The sequence below is a fragment of the Micromonospora sp. NPDC023966 genome (assembly GCF_040639095.1).
In the GTDB taxonomy this organism is placed as follows: Bacteria; Actinomycetota; Actinomycetes; order Mycobacteriales; family Micromonosporaceae; genus Micromonospora.
Map to the genome: position 1 here is coordinate 23,447 of NZ_JBEZZJ010000035.1, position 13,109 is coordinate 36,555.

A 13,109-nucleotide genomic window follows, 5' to 3' on the forward strand; every position below is an offset into this window, starting at 1 on the left:
CCCACACGCATCGACGCAATTCCACTTAGAGATGTTCGGATGGTGTCCGCCGCGCCGGCGAACTGGTCGGATGGCGGATACGGACACTGCCGTTCGACGACAGGAGGGACCGTGCGCACACCATCGCGTACGACGACGGGGGCCACCGCGCTGCTACTCGCGGCCGGAATGGTCCTGACCGCAGGAGCTGGCGGCCAGGCGGCACCCCGGAACGAGATTCCGACCCAGGCGCCGCCCGGCCACCTGCCGGGCGACAGCCACGACAGCAAGACCAAGGACAACCGGAAGGGACGGACCGCGCCGACCGACCGCCAGCAGGACCGGGCCGCGGCGCTCGGCGCCCGGGTCCGCTGGACCGACTTCGGTACGCCCGCCACGCTCACCTCGACGGGCCGGCCGCTCGCCACCGGCCTGCCGGCCGACCCGGCCGCCGCCGCGCGGGCGTACGTGGCCGCCAACCGGGAGCTGCTGGGGCTGACCGCCGACGGCGCCGCGGCGCTGGAGCAGTTGACCGTCGCCCCGATGGGCGACGGCGCCACCGTGCTGTTCCGTCAGCGCTTCGGCAACCTACCGGCCGCCGTGGACGGCATGCTCTCGGTCGGCGTCCGCGACGGCGTCGTGTGGCACGTCAGCTCGTCGCTGGCCCGTGACGCCGCCGCCCCGGCCCCGGCCACGCTCACCGCCGAGCAGGCGCAGCGGGCGGCCGCCGCCGACGCCGGCCTCACCGACCCGACGATCCTGCGGACCACGCTGGTCGCGGTGCCGACCGCCGACCGGGGCGCGCGGGCCGCGTACGAGGTGACCCTGGGGGCGGACCTCACCGGCGCCGAGCCGGCGGCCTACGCCACCTACGTGGACGCCCGGGACGCCACGGTGCTGGTCCGCGAGGACCTGGTCGACCACGACGCCGACAACCCGTCCTGGGAGGTCTTCCCGAACTCGCCGTCGGTCGACAAGTCCTCCACCGACACCCGGGTGCGCTGGTGCGCCCGGCCGGCGGACGGATGCGACGAGGTGGTGGGTGTGCCCGGGCATCCCGCGTGGGACGTGGACCCCGCCACCGGGGCGTCCACCACCACGACGAAGGGCAACAACGCGATCGCCGTGCAGAACTGGTTCAGCAACGACCCGTTCAGCGTGGGCACCGAGACGGCCACGCCGCGCCCCGACCGCAATTACGCGTACCCCTGGACCAACCAGTGGTTCGAGCAGAAGTGCAGCCCGGACACCTTCACCTCGCCGCAGGCCAACGACATCGACGCGGCCCGGGCGAACCTGTTCGGGATGCACAACCGGATGCACGACTGGTCCTACCGCCTGGGCTTCACCGAGGCGACCTGGAACATGCAGCGGGACAACCTCGGCGGTGGCGGGCTGGGCAACGATCCGGAGCAGGGCAACGCCCAGGCCGGCGGGGTCAGCGGCGGCCCGCCGAACTTCGCCGCTCGGGACAACGCCAACCAGATCACCCCGGGCGACGGGATCGCCCCGATCACCAACATGTACCTGTGGCAGCCGATCGCCGGCTCCTTCTACGCGCCCTGCGTGGACGGTGACTTCGACATGTCGGTCATCGCCCACGAGTACGGCCACGCGGTCAGCAACCGCATGATCGCCGGCCCGAACGCCGGGGTCAGCTCGCCGCAGGGGATGAGCGAGAGCTGGTCGGACCAGCTCGCCATGGAATACCTGTACGAACACGGGTACGCGGTGCCCGGCCGGCGCGGCTTCACCATCGGCGAGTACACCACCGGCGACCCGGACGCCGGCATCCGCAACTACAACATGAGCGACAGCCCGCTCAACTACAGCGCGATCGACTACGACTTCGTCGGTCTCCAGGTGCACGCCTCCGGCGAGGTGTGGACCGCCACCAACTACGACATCCGCGCGGCCATGATGCGCCGGTACGGGGCGGGCGACGCGGCCCTGCAGAAGTCCTGCGCCGAGGGGACGACGCCGGTGACCGCGTGCCCGGGCAACCGCCGCTGGATCCAGCTCGTTCTCGACTCGTTCCTGCTGATGGCGGTCAGCCAGGTCAGCATGGTCGACGCCCGGGACGCGATGCTGGCCGCCGACCGGATCCGCTTCGGCGGGGCCAACCAGGACCTGCTCTGGAACGCCTTCGCCGCCCGGGGCCTCGGTGAGACCGCCGCCAGCACCGGCAACGCCGACGTCAACCCGAGGCCGGGCTTCACCTCCCCATACGCGGACGAGGCGACGCTGACCTTCAAGCCGGTCGACGACGACGCGGTGGTGTCCGGGGCGCAGCTGTTCGTGGGCCGCTACCAGGCCCGGGCCGTGCCGGTGGCGGACACCGACGCGGCCACACCGCTCACCGACCAGGTGCGCCTGGTCCCCGGCACGTACGAGTTCGTCGTTCGCGCCCCGGGTCGCGGACACGTCCGGGTCGGCCCGGTGACCGTGAAGGCCGGCCAGGTCCGCGACCTGCCGGTCCAGGTACGCCCCAACCTCGCCTCGACCGCCGCCGGCGCGACGGTCAGCGGGGACGGGATCAACCTGGCCCGGATCGCCGACGACGACGAGGCCACCAACTGGGCCTCGCTCGGCACGCCGGTCGCCGGCCGACAGGTCACCGTCGACCTGGCCGGGGGAACGCAGCAGGTCCGCCGGGTGCAGGTCAGCGCGATGCTGCGCCCGCCGGTCGTGGGCGACGCGGACGCCGGCACGCAGAGCCGGTTCTCCGCGCTGCGCCAGTTCCGGGTCCTCGCCTGCACGGCCGGCGACGGGGTGAGCTGTGCCGACGCGGCGGACTTCCGGGCCGTCTACACCAGCCCGGCGGACGCCTTCCCGTCGGTGGCGCCCCGGCCGCGGGCCCCGGAGCTGATCGTCCGGTCCTTCGACATCCCGCGGACCACGGCCACCCACCTGCGGATCGAGGTGGTGACCAACCAGTGCACCAGTGCGCCGGACTACGCCGGTGAGCAGGACGCGGACCCGCGGGCGGAGACCGACTGCGCCACCGCCAGCCCGCAGGCGACCAACGTGCGGATCGCCGAGTTCCAGGCGTTCGCGCAGTAGGCGACGGGGTGCGGGCGGGCGGCGCCCGCCCGCACCCTTGCCATGCATCGTCAGGCATCACTACATTCATCGGCGGGCGCCGCCGTACGGCGGCTGAACGTCCCGCCCGAGCCGGGCAGTTCCGGTACGCGCCGTCGCGCGCGTCGGCACGCGAGGTCCCCGCAGCTTTCCGCACCGTCGGTCGTTGGACCGGCGGCCTGCCGAGAGGACCCCGATGTTGGCCCGGTAGTAGGGCCGCTCGAGGTCGGGGACTCCTACCGCAGTCTGCGGGAGGACACGCGCTTGAGGCCGTTGACCAGGCGGGTCACGGCCATTTTGGGTGGGTAGTGGACGAGCAAGGTGGACGTGGTTGTTCTCGCCGTTGAACTCGATCAGCTCGGCCTCGAAGTCGGCGCACACGTTCCGCATGACTTGTTCCATCCAGGACAGGTGTCGGTCACCGAATACCTTGTGCCGGACTTTGGTGACGAAGACCAGGTAGACGTGCATCGCGAAAACGCAGTGGCTGCCAGTGCGGATGTCTTCGAGTTCTGTCATAAACCATCGGTACGGTGGCGTCGTGCAGCTCCGGTACAACTACCGCGTGTACCCAACGCCCGGCCAGCAAATCGTGCTGGCAAAGGTATTCGGGTGCGCGCGGGTGGTGTTCAACGACGGGCTCAGGCTGCGCCAGCAGGCCCGCGAGCAGGGGCTGGCGTACGTCACGGACGTCGAGCTGTCCAAGCAGGTCATCACAGCGGCGAAGAAGACCGAGGCCCGCGCCTGGCTGGGCGAAGTTTCCAGTGTGGTGCTGCAGCAGGCCCTCGCGGACCTGAACACCGACTACCGCAACTTTTTCGCCTCGGTCACAGGCAAGCGCAAGGGCCACAAAGTGGCCCCGCCCCGGTTCCGGTCGCGCAAGGACAACCGGCAGGCCATCCGGTTCACCAAGAACAGCAGGTTCAAGGTGCTCGACAACGGCCGCCTGCGACTGCCGAAGATCGGCGATCTGCAAGTGCGCTGGTCCAGGGCGTTGCCCTCGGACCCGTCGTCCGTGGCGGTCATCAAGGACGCGGCCGGACGGTACTTCGCCTCGTTCGTCGTGCAGACCCCCGAGGACGAGACGCTGCCGCCGGTCGACTCCGAGGTCGGCATCGACCTGGGCCTGACGCACTTCGCGGTGCTGTCCGACGGCACGAAGATCGCGGCGCCGAAGTTCCTGCGTCGAGCGGCCCGCAAGCTCAAGCGGTTGCAGCAGGACTTGTCCCGCAAGCAGAAGGGCTCGGCCAACCGAAAGAAGGCCGTCGTGAAGGTGGCCCGCGCTCACGCGCGGGTGGCCGACACCCGGCGGGACTGGCAGCACAAGCTGTCCACGACGATTATCCGCGAGAACCAAGCGGTGTACGTCGAGGACCTTGCCGTTGCCGCTCTCGGCCGCACGAGGCTCGCCAAATCGGTACACGACGCCGGGTGGGCCAGCTTCACCGCAATGTTGGAGTACAAGGCCGACCGGTACGGGCGCACCTTCGCCCGGGTGGACCGATTCTTCCCGTCCACCCGGATGTGCTCCGACTGCGGACGCATCAACGACAAGATGACGCTCAACATCCGAGCGTGGGACTGCCCCTGCGGGGCGACCCACGACCGGGACGTGAACGCGGCCATCAACGTGCTCGCCGCCGGACGGGCGGAGAGTCGAAACGACCGTGGAGCGCACGTAAGACCGGCATCCGTGCCGGCAGCGCGCAGAGAAGCGGTAACCCACCCGGACGCTGCGCGTTCCACGCACAGCATGCAGGGAATCTCCGTCCTTCAGAGCGGAGAGGGCGTCAATGCAACCACGTCTTCGTCCGGGCCAACCGCGATCTGTCCGTGGTGGGGGCGGTCCGCTACGGCCGGCTCTGGGTGCGGCACACCACCGCCCTCCCGGCCGACCACGTCACGTTCCTAGCCATGACCGACGCCGCCGACGGCAACCGTGACCTGCGGATGGGTGGTCAGAACGGGGCGTTTCAGTGGAACCGGGCCTCCGACGACGCGACCCTGCCCGAGCAGAGCCCGGCCGGGGTGGCGCTGAGCGTGCCGCTGCCCACCGGCCGCTGGTCCTGCGTGGAGTTCATGGTGGACGGGAGCACTGGGCAGTTGCGCACCTGGCTCGACGGCGCGGCGGTCGCCGGGCTGACCGCCGACGGCGTGCCGACCCACGACGTCGACGGGCAGTGGTACGGCCGGACCTGGCGCCCGCAGCTCACCGACCTCAAGCTCGGCTGGGAGAGCTACGGCGGCGCGGCCGACACGCTCTGGTTCGACGACGTGGCGCTGGGCGCCACCCGGATCGGCTGCTGACCGGCCCGCGGCCGGGCGGTCCCTCGGGGCCGCCGGGCCGCGGTCGATCATCCAGCGTTCACCCGGTCTTCGGAGCACGGTCGCCGCGTGGGGTCTGTACGTCGGGAAGGATCACCGCCAGACTGGGCGCGATCGGACAACGACACCGATCGATATCGCCGCCCAGTTCAGGAGGACCCCTTGACCACGCTCGCGACCCCGCTCCGCTCCACCGGCACCCGCCTGCGCCGCGCCCTCGGCGCGTGCGCCCTGCTCACCGCCATGGTCGCCGCCGCGCTCGTCGGCCCGCCGGCGGTCTCCACCCGGCTCGCCGAGCCGGCCCAGGCCGCCGTCTACAGCTCCTGCACGATGATCCGCTGCGCGGACGCCCGCACGGCGCGCTCGGGCTGGTCGGCCAGGAGCTTCCCGACCAGCCGCGGCTGGTACTCCTGGAGCGGTGGCCTGTGCAACTTCGCCGGCGGCCGGTTCTACAACTACGAGGGGCAGCTTCCCACCAACGCCACCTACTACGAGTACGACGTCTACCCGCGCGCCTGCGGCGCCGCCCGGGACGCGTACCGGATCGTGGTCAACAAGAGCACCGGGGTGACCTGGTTCTCGCCCGACCACTACGCCAACTTCTACCGGCTCTGACAGGCGTCGGGGCGGGTCGGGCCGGCGGGCCCGCCCCGCGTCGACCGGGAAGGATGGACCCATGGGCGCAGCGTCCCCGCAGCCGCCGGCCTGGCTCGTGCTCGACGCCGGGTCGGAGCCCGAGCCGGCCGGGGTGTGGGTGGCCGCGACGGCCGCCCGGACCCGGGGCGGGCTGCACGAGGCGCTGGCCGCGGCCCTGCCCCTGCCCGACTGGTTCGGACGCAACTGGGACGCGCTTGCCGACGTGCTCGCCGACCGCCTCGACGCCGGCCCGCTGACCCTCGTCGTTCGGGACGCGGCGGACCTGCTCGCCGACGAGCCGCCGGCCCAGCTCGGCACCCTGCTCGACGTGCTCGGCGGGGTCGCCGCCGGCGGGCACCACTCGCTGCGCGTGCTGCTGCGCGACCATCCCGACCGGCTGCCCGCGCTGCGGACCCGGATCACCGCCGCCCTGGGCGGCCGGGTCGGCGCCCCACCCGCCGACGCCGACTGATCCGGTCAGTTCGGCTGGTCGAGGATGGCGCTGAACCGCTCCTCGGCCAGGTCGAGCTGGGCGAAGATGTGCCGCTTCACCGGAGCGGACAGCGGCGTGTCCGGCCGGGCGATGAGGTCGCGGAAGACCGGCACGAGTGGCCGGTACTTGGCCGCCGACCGGGCCACCTTCGGCCCGACCGTGTGGATCACACCGACCCCGTTGTCGGTGAAGTCCGACACCTTGATCACCCGGGCCCACGGCTCCCGGTCGAGGCTCGCCGCCACGTGCTCCCGGTACTGGACGTGCCGGTCGCGCCCCGGGTCGTACGCCGGGTTGGTGACCGCGCCGACCAGCCGGGCGACCCGCGGCCCGAACCGCTCGGCCAGCGCGGCCAGCGCCGCGGGCGTCGGATCGGCCGGAGCGTCCGGGCCGGCCAGCTCCGCCGGGTGGTCCTCCACCGCGTCGTGCAGCAGGCCCGCGACGATCACGTCCACGTCGCGCACCTGGTAGTGGTGCATCATCCGGATCGCCACCCGGAGCAGGTGGTTCAGGTACGGCTCGCGCACCCGCCGGTCGTCGCGGTGCAGTTCGGCGGCGAGGTCGAGGGCGGCGGTGAGCCGCTGCCGGGCGGGCTCGTCGAACGCCTCGATCTCCAGCCGGAAGCGCGCCAGCAGGCCCGGCTCGCCGTGGATCTCGGTGATCGCGTGCATCGGCATGGTCGCCAGGTAGGCCGGGAACTCCATGCGTCCCTTATAGCTGATCTTCGCCAGGAAGGGTCGCCCTGGTCGGCCTCCCGACCGCACCGGCTCAGCTTCCGGTCAGCCGCTTGACGAGGCGGACCGTGGTGCCCTCCGGGCTGCCGACGACGCTCGCCTCGTCCATCACCCCGGCCATGATCAGTTGTCCCCGGCCCCGGTCGGCGCCGTCCGCGCCGGCGTCCTTGCGCCAGCCGCCGCGGTCACGCACCTCGATCATGAGCCGGTCGTCGGACAGTTCGGCGCGGAGCGTGGTGACCCCCTCCGGGGCGAAGCGGTAGCCGTGCTCGATGGCGTTGGCGCACGCCTCGCCGGCGGCGATGAGCACCGTCTCGACGTCGTACTCGGTCACCCCGTGGGCGCGCAACCAGCGGCGCAGCCGCTCCCGGCCGGGGGCGAGCCGCCCCGGGTCGGCGGGCAGGTCGAGGGTGAAGACCGGGGCCGCGCCGGCCGGGTCGTCGCCCGGCACCAGCCCGGCGGCTGTCCCACCCTCCACGTCCGGTCCCCCGTCCCGCGCACCTGCCGGGCCTGGGCGCTCGCCGTCACCGTCCCGTCCTGTCCGTCATTGTCCCCGGTCGGGCCCGGCGGTATTCCTCGACCCGGGGGTTGATTCCGACCGGATGTCCGGGCCTGCCGGCGGTCCGCCCGGAGCACACGCGGTGCCGCGGGGTCGCGGGTCACAATCGGCGGGTGGACCGGGTGCTGGACCTGCTCGTGGCGTTGCCGCCCGCCCTCGTCCTGGCCCTGGTGTTCCTGCTGCCGGCGCTGGAGGCGTCGACCTTCCTCGGGCTGCTCGTGCCGGGCGAGATCGCGGTGCTGGTCGGCGGGGTGCTCGCCCACGAGGGGCGGCTGCCGCTCTGGGCCGTGGTGGTCGCGGCGGTCGCCGGCGCGGCCCTCGGCGACCAGGTCGGCTACCTGGTCGGCCGCCGGTACGGCCGGCGGCTGCTGGCCCGCGTGCCCCGCCGGTTCGTCCGTTCCGGGGAGCTGTCGCGGGCGCTGGAGCTGGTCCGCCGCCGGGGCGCGGTGGCGGTGGTGCTCGGCCGGTGGGCGGCGGCGCTGCGCGCCCTGGTCCCCGGCCTGGCCGGGATGAGCGGCATGCCACGCGGTGCGTTCACGGTGGCGAACCTGGCCGGCGGCGCGCTCTGGGCGGTGACCGTGGCGTTGCTCGGCTACCTGGCGGGGGCGTCGTTCCGGCTGCTGGAGCGGCGGCTCGGCTGGGGCGGCGAGGCGCTGCTCGCCCTGGTGGCGCTGGTGGTGGTCGTGCGACTAGTGCGGGCCCGGCGGGCCGCCCGCCGCGAACGGGCGGACACCGCCGAGCCGCGCTGATGCCCGGCGGCCGGTGGTGCGGCCGCGGGGGGAGCGGGTCAGTCGGCGACCAGCTCGTCGCCGCCGCCCCACTGCGTGCTGCGTTCCCGTTGCCGCCGGACCAGGTAGGTGCCGGGGGCGATGCCGGAGCCGCCGTGCTCGGGGTGGATGAGGTACGCCGGCCGGGCGCACCGCAGCACGCCGACGGCGAGGAACTGCGGGTCGGCGACGTCGGTGGTCCACTCGGCGTCGCCCGGCCCGGCGACCAGGGTGTGCGGGTTTCCGCCGGCCGCCCCGCGCAGCAGTTCGACGCCGCCGGGCGGCACCGGACGCCAGCGCGCCCGGGGCGACGGCTGCACGTCGTCGAGCACCTGCAGCGGGATGACGATCAGGTCGCCCTGGGCCTGGAGGCCGTCGACGACGGGGATGCGGACCTGCTGTTCGAGGTGGTCGAGCACGGTCAGCCCGGTGCGGCCGGTCAGCTCGGCAAGGGTCATGGTCATGGTCATGGTCATGGTGATCACCTTCAGGTTCGGCGGAGGAGTCGGGCGTACTGGTCGCCGGTCAGGCCGTAGGACCAGCCGGCGGCGGCGACCGGGTCGTCGAGGTGGGCGGGCACGGTGAGGCCGTACCGGCGGCGCCGGCCGTCGCGCTCGACGGACCCGTTGACCGCCAGCAGCACCCGGGCCGGCCGCCCCCACACCTGGCGGGGCAGGTCGTAGAGCTGGAGCCGGCAGCCCGGGTTGCCCGGGTCGGGCGCCTCAGCGAGCAGCCGTAGCCGGGCCTGGGCCAGGTACGCGTCCCAGCCGAGGTGCTCGATCGCGCAGCGGCGCACCTCGACGTTGCGTTCCCGAGCGATCCGTTCGACCGTCGGCCCGTGGACCACCCACTCCGGCACGGCGGTGCCGTGCCAGGCGTGACCGCCGGTCCCGTCGGCGTATCCGGCGGCCGGGCCGTGTCCGTTGTGGCTGCGCCGCTCGCCGTGGTAGGCGCCGGGGACCGGCTCGGTGTGCGCCACCGTGGTCCGTTCGGTGACCACGCAGACGCCCTCCCTCGGCCACCACCAGCCGCAGGAGCGGGCCACCTCGGCCCAGAGGTCGAGCTGGCGGTCGTCGGCCGGGTGGTAGCGGCCCGGCCAGAGGCGTCGGCGGACGTCGTAGTGCGCCAGCCAGGGCGCGTCGTGCTGCCCGTGCCAGCGCAGGCCGGGCGGCTCCGGAACCGCCGCGACCAGCCCGCTCAGCACCACCGCCCGGACCCCGTCGCGCACCGTCCGGTACAGCGAGTCGCGGACCCCGACGTCGAGCACGTCCGACAGCCGAGCCCCGGCGTCGAGCGCCTCGGTCGGCGGCCGGGTCGCGACGAGCGGATTCCGCCCCACCCACCAGGGCGCGTCGCCGGGGCTGCCGATCCGATCGTCGAGCCGGCGGCGCAGGGCGTGCACCTCGTCGGCGAGCTGCTGCGCCAGGTGCCACGGGCAGCCCGGGTCGGGCGGGCCGCCGTAGCGGATCGGGGGTTCGTCCAGCAGGTCGACGGCCTGCCGGGGACTGGCCGCCCAGTGAAAGCGGGGGCGGGGCCGGCCGAGCCGGGCGTAGAGGCTGGTGATGGCCCGTTCCGCGCGGTCCCGATCGGCGGGTGCGGTGCTCAGCGCGGTCCAGAGCCAGTCGTCGCGGAGCTCCGCCGCCCGGTACCAGTGGTCGAGCTGATCGGTCAGATTCCGGTTGATTCCGGCGCGGCGTCGGGCCCGCTGCCGGTTGCGCGCGCTCATCGCGCGAGGGCGGTCACGCCCTTTCTCTCGATCATGAAAGCGATGGTGACAGGATCCGCCCGGACCGGCAACGCGATTATCGGCCGGGACCGGCGCCCCCGAGGAGGGATGCCGGCGGTCTGCGGCGCGCCCGAGTTGACGTAGAGGTTGTTCCGCTCGACCAGGTTGCCGGCCGGCGAGGAGCCCTCGCCCACGTGCGTCGGGTCGGTCATGTTCTCGAACGAGTTCCCCTCGACCAGCACACCGGCCCCGCAGGTCGTGGCGATGCCGTAGCTGTACGACGGGTTGGCCGTGTTCACGTAGTTGTTGAACACGTGCACCGGGTTGCCGAAGCGGACCCGCGGGTTGCGCTGGAAGCAGTTGCTGAACGCGTTGTGGTGGTAGGTCACCTTCAGCTTGCCGGTGTCCTCGCCGGAGTTGCTGTCGCTGTGCTCGACCAGCGAGCACTTCACGTGGTCGTGCAGCCGGTTCCAGGAGACGGTGACGAAGTTCGACCCGTGGGTCACGTCGAGCAGTCCGTCGTGGTAGTCGGTGCCGCTGGTGGTGTCGCTGGACAGGTCGTTGTGGTCGATCCAGACGTTGGTGGAGTTGTCCAGGTGGATGGCGTCGCCGTTGCCGACGCCGGCGCGTACCTTGGCGATCTTCAAGTTGCGGACGACGATGTTGTGGGCGTCGCGCAGGTTGAGGCCGCAGCCGGTCAGCCCGGAGCCGGCGCCGACCCCGATGAGGGTCTTGTTCGAGCCGACCCGGATCTCGGTCGAGCAGGTGAAGTTCCCGTTCACCCGGACGGTGGTCGCCACGTCACCCTCGACCGCGTCGGCCAGCGCCGTCGGGCCGCTCACGGTCACCGTGCCGCCGCCGGCCCCGCCGGTGGTGCCGCCGTTCTGGGTGGCCCAGCCGACCAGCCCCGTGGTGGGCGGCGGGTCGGTGGGCGGCGGCGTGGTCGGCGAGGTGGTCGGCGACGCCGTGGGGGAGGAGGTGGCCGGCGGCGTGCCATGCAGGACGTCGACGGCGCGAACCTCTGGGGCGGGCGCACCTACGTCCGGGGCACCGGCTACACCTGGCAGGACGACCACGGCGTCATCGCTCACACCGGCTGGCGGGACCGGACCGCCGACCGGCTCGACCACGACCTGGAGTGGCGGGACCGGGTCGGCCGGCCGCTGCTGCGCGAGCGCCGCCGGCTCACCGCCACCCCGGCCGGCCCCGACGCCTGGTGGCTCGACGTCGACGCCACCCTCACCGCCGCCACCGGGCGCGACGTGCACCTGGGCAGCCCGGCCACCAACGGCCGTCCCGGCGGCGCCGGCTACGGCGGCTTCTTCTGGCGGGCCGCGGCCGGCGGGGAACCCGACGTGTTCACCGGGGACGCCGCGGGGGAGGAGGCGGTCAACGGCTCGGCCGCGCGATGGCTGGCGCTCACCGGCGCCGGGCCGGGCGGCGCGGCGTACACCCTGGTCTTCACCGGGCTCGAGCCCGGCGACCGGTGGTTCGTGCGGACCGCCATGTATCCGGGCGTCTGCGTGGCGTACGCCTTCGACCGGCCGGCCGTGGTCGCCGCCGGACGGCCCCGGCGCAACCGGCACCGGGTGCTGGTCGCCGACGGCCGGCTGGACCGCGCGGCGGTGGCCGCCCGGCTCGACCACCGGGCCACCGGCCGGGGCTGAGGCCGGTCAGGCCGGGGCGGGGCCGAGGCTGTCCCGGCGGACCAGTTCGGCCGGAAGGGTCTCCACCCGGTCCCGGTCCCCGGCCGGGTCCAGCGCCAGGGTCATGGCCCGCGCGCCGAGTTCGGCCAGCGGCAGCCGGACCGTGGTCAGCGCCGGGGTCACGTCGGCGGCGATCGGCATGTCGTCGAAGCCGACCACGGAGACCTCCGCCGGCACCCGCACCCCGCGGGCACGGAGCAGGTTCAGCGCGCCGACGGCCATCGAGTCGTTCAGCGCCACGATCGCGGTCAGCCGCGGCGTGGCGTCCAGCAGCTCCGCCGCGGCCCGGGAGCCGCCGTCACGGGTGAAGTCCGCGTATCGGATCCGCGCCTCCGGCAACGGCTCGGCCAGCCCGGCGGCGAGCCCGGCGAGCCGGTCGCTGGTGGTGGTGAGGGCGCGGGGACCGGCGAGCACGCCCACCGCCCGGTGACCGAGCCGGCGCAGCTCCGCGCCGAGCAGGCGGGCGCCCTCCTCGTTGGCCGGCAGCACGGCGTCGCCCCGGTGCCGGTGCCGGCCGATCAGCGCCACCCGGCCGCCGGTGGCCGCGTACGCGGCGAGCCGCTCGTCGAGCAGGGCGTTGACCGTGGGGTCGCGGTAGCCGGAGCCGGCCAGCACGATCGCGGCGACCTGCTGGGCGCGGAGCAGGTCGACGTACTCCACCTCGCGCTCGGGGTCGCGGTAGCTGTTGCAGATGATGACCAGCCGGCCCCGCTCGGTGGCGACCCGTTGCAGCCCCCGGGTCACCTCGGCGAAGTACGGGTCGGAGACGTCGTGCACCAGCACGCCGACCACGCTGCGCTGCGGCCGGGCCAGCAGCTGGGCGTGCGCGTTCGGCACGTACCGCAGCTCGGCGACGGCCTTCAGCACCCGCTCGCGCAGCTCGTCCGCGACCGGCTTGCTGCTGCCGTTGATGACCCGCGACGCGGTCGCGGGGGAGACGCCCGCCCGACGGGCGACGTCGGCCAGCGTCGCCATCGCACCCCCTCGCACACCCGGTGGCCGAGAGGCTACCGCAGCACCGCCGGGAAAGGCCCTTCCCTGGTCGGCGGAGGCGGCGGTCATCCGGAGCGGGCGGTGGGGCGGGAGGTGGTCGCGGTGGTGCG

14 protein-coding genes are annotated in these 13,109 nt (G+C 73.7%); 7 read left to right on the forward strand and 7 right to left on the reverse strand.

The window, feature by feature from the left end; translation table 11 throughout:
• Positions 1–111 precede the first annotated feature (111 nt).
• A complete protein-coding gene (locus tag AB0F68_RS29245; protein ID WP_357344030.1) occupies positions 112–3,042 on the forward strand; it encodes a M36 family metallopeptidase in 2,931 nt (976 codons plus the stop codon).
• Positions 3,043–3,108: 66 nt separating this feature from the next.
• Here AB0F68_RS29245 and AB0F68_RS29250 read toward each other — a convergent pair whose 3' ends face one another.
• On the reverse strand, positions 3,109–3,579 hold the full coding sequence (locus AB0F68_RS29250; protein WP_357344032.1) for a transposase: 471 nt from the start codon (positions 3,577–3,579) through the stop codon (positions 3,109–3,111).
• Between the two features lie 22 nt (positions 3,580–3,601).
• On the opposite strand from AB0F68_RS29250, the gene AB0F68_RS29255 reads away from it, so the two are divergent.
• The 4 genes from AB0F68_RS29255 to AB0F68_RS29270 all read left to right on the forward strand — a co-directional run bounded on the left by AB0F68_RS29255 (position 3,602) and on the right by AB0F68_RS29270 (position 6,493).
• Positions 3,602–4,972 (forward strand): transposase, encoded by a 1,371-nt coding sequence (locus AB0F68_RS29255; RefSeq protein ID WP_357344034.1) that lies wholly within the window; start codon positions 3,602–3,604, stop codon positions 4,970–4,972.
• Positions 4,897–5,367 carry a LamG-like jellyroll fold domain-containing protein gene (locus AB0F68_RS29260; protein WP_357344101.1) on the forward strand — a complete coding sequence of 157 codons (471 nt, stop codon included), beginning with the start codon at positions 4,897–4,899 and terminating at the stop codon, positions 5,365–5,367. The genes AB0F68_RS29255 and AB0F68_RS29260 overlap by 76 nt, the downstream gene beginning before the upstream one ends.
• A 180-nt stretch (positions 5,368–5,547) precedes the next feature.
• Positions 5,548–6,000: a ribonuclease domain-containing protein gene (locus AB0F68_RS29265; protein WP_357344035.1), complete on the forward strand. Its 453-nt coding sequence runs from the start codon at positions 5,548–5,550 to the stop codon at positions 5,998–6,000.
• Positions 6,001–6,061: 61 nt separating this feature from the next.
• Positions 6,062–6,493, forward strand: coding sequence for a barstar family protein (locus tag AB0F68_RS29270; RefSeq protein WP_357344037.1), 432 nt, complete (start codon positions 6,062–6,064; stop codon positions 6,491–6,493).
• 5 nt (positions 6,494–6,498) lie between these two features.
• On the opposite strand, the gene AB0F68_RS29275 is transcribed toward AB0F68_RS29270, so the two are convergent.
• On the reverse strand, positions 6,499–7,218 hold the full coding sequence (locus AB0F68_RS29275) for an HD domain-containing protein (protein ID WP_357344039.1): 720 nt from the start codon (positions 7,216–7,218) through the stop codon (positions 6,499–6,501).
• A 64-nt stretch (positions 7,219–7,282) separates the two neighbouring features.
• Complete coding sequence (locus tag AB0F68_RS29280; protein ID WP_357344041.1) at positions 7,283–7,726, reverse strand: ATP-binding protein; 444 nt, start codon at positions 7,724–7,726, stop codon at positions 7,283–7,285.
• Between the two features lie 194 nt (positions 7,727–7,920).
• Between AB0F68_RS29280 and AB0F68_RS29285 the strand changes: the two genes are divergently transcribed.
• Complete coding sequence (locus AB0F68_RS29285; RefSeq protein WP_357344042.1) at positions 7,921–8,556, forward strand: DedA family protein; 636 nt, start codon at positions 7,921–7,923, stop codon at positions 8,554–8,556.
• A gap of 38 nt (positions 8,557–8,594) precedes the next feature.
• Here the strand turns inward: AB0F68_RS29285 and AB0F68_RS29290 are convergent, their stop codons facing one another.
• The 3 genes from AB0F68_RS29290 to AB0F68_RS29300 are packed head-to-tail and all read right to left on the reverse strand — an operon-like array spanning position 8,595 to position 11,142.
• A complete protein-coding gene (locus AB0F68_RS29290; RefSeq protein ID WP_357344044.1) occupies positions 8,595–9,050 on the reverse strand; it encodes a hypothetical protein in 456 nt (151 codons plus the stop codon).
• Between the two features lie 11 nt (positions 9,051–9,061).
• The gene (locus AB0F68_RS29295; protein ID WP_357344046.1) at positions 9,062–10,300 is read right to left on the reverse strand and encodes a DUF6745 domain-containing protein; all 1,239 of its coding nucleotides are present in this window, start codon (positions 10,298–10,300) and stop codon (positions 9,062–9,064) included.
• Positions 10,297–11,142: a polysaccharide lyase family 1 protein gene (locus AB0F68_RS29300; RefSeq protein WP_357344048.1), complete on the reverse strand. Its 846-nt coding sequence runs from the start codon at positions 11,140–11,142 to the stop codon at positions 10,297–10,299. The genes AB0F68_RS29295 and AB0F68_RS29300 overlap by 4 nt, the downstream gene beginning before the upstream one ends.
• A gap of 153 nt (positions 11,143–11,295) precedes the next feature.
• On the opposite strand from AB0F68_RS29300, the gene AB0F68_RS29305 reads away from it, so the two are divergent.
• A complete protein-coding gene (locus AB0F68_RS29305) occupies positions 11,296–11,967 on the forward strand; it encodes a DUF6807 family protein (RefSeq protein WP_357344051.1) in 672 nt (223 codons plus the stop codon).
• 6 nt (positions 11,968–11,973) lie between these two features.
• Here AB0F68_RS29305 and AB0F68_RS29310 read toward each other — a convergent pair whose 3' ends face one another.
• Positions 11,974–12,981: a LacI family DNA-binding transcriptional regulator gene (locus AB0F68_RS29310; protein WP_357344053.1), complete on the reverse strand. Its 1,008-nt coding sequence runs from the start codon at positions 12,979–12,981 to the stop codon at positions 11,974–11,976.
• Between the last annotated feature and the right edge of the window lie 128 nt (positions 12,982–13,109).

Excerpts from the sequence above, each read along its gene's own strand:
- AB0F68_RS29250 (WP_357344032.1), bottom strand. The coding sequence starts at position 3,579 with ATGACAGAACTCGAAGACATCCGCACTGGCAGCCACTGCGTTTTCGCG.
- AB0F68_RS29270 (WP_357344037.1), top strand. The coding sequence starts at position 6,062 with ATGGGCGCAGCGTCCCCGCAGCCGCCGGCCTGGCTCGTGCTCGACGCC.
- AB0F68_RS29275 (WP_357344039.1), bottom strand. The coding sequence starts at position 7,218 with ATGGAGTTCCCGGCCTACCTGGCGACCATGCCGATGCACGCGATCACC.
- AB0F68_RS29290 (WP_357344044.1), bottom strand. The coding sequence starts at position 9,050 with ATGACCATGACCATGACCATGACCCTTGCCGAGCTGACCGGCCGCACC.
- AB0F68_RS29295 (WP_357344046.1), bottom strand. The coding sequence starts at position 10,300 with ATGAGCGCGCGCAACCGGCAGCGGGCCCGACGCCGCGCCGGAATCAAC.
- AB0F68_RS29305 (WP_357344051.1), top strand. The coding sequence starts at position 11,296 with ATGCAGGACGTCGACGGCGCGAACCTCTGGGGCGGGCGCACCTACGTC.
- AB0F68_RS29310 (WP_357344053.1), bottom strand. The coding sequence starts at position 12,981 with ATGGCGACGCTGGCCGACGTCGCCCGTCGGGCGGGCGTCTCCCCCGCG.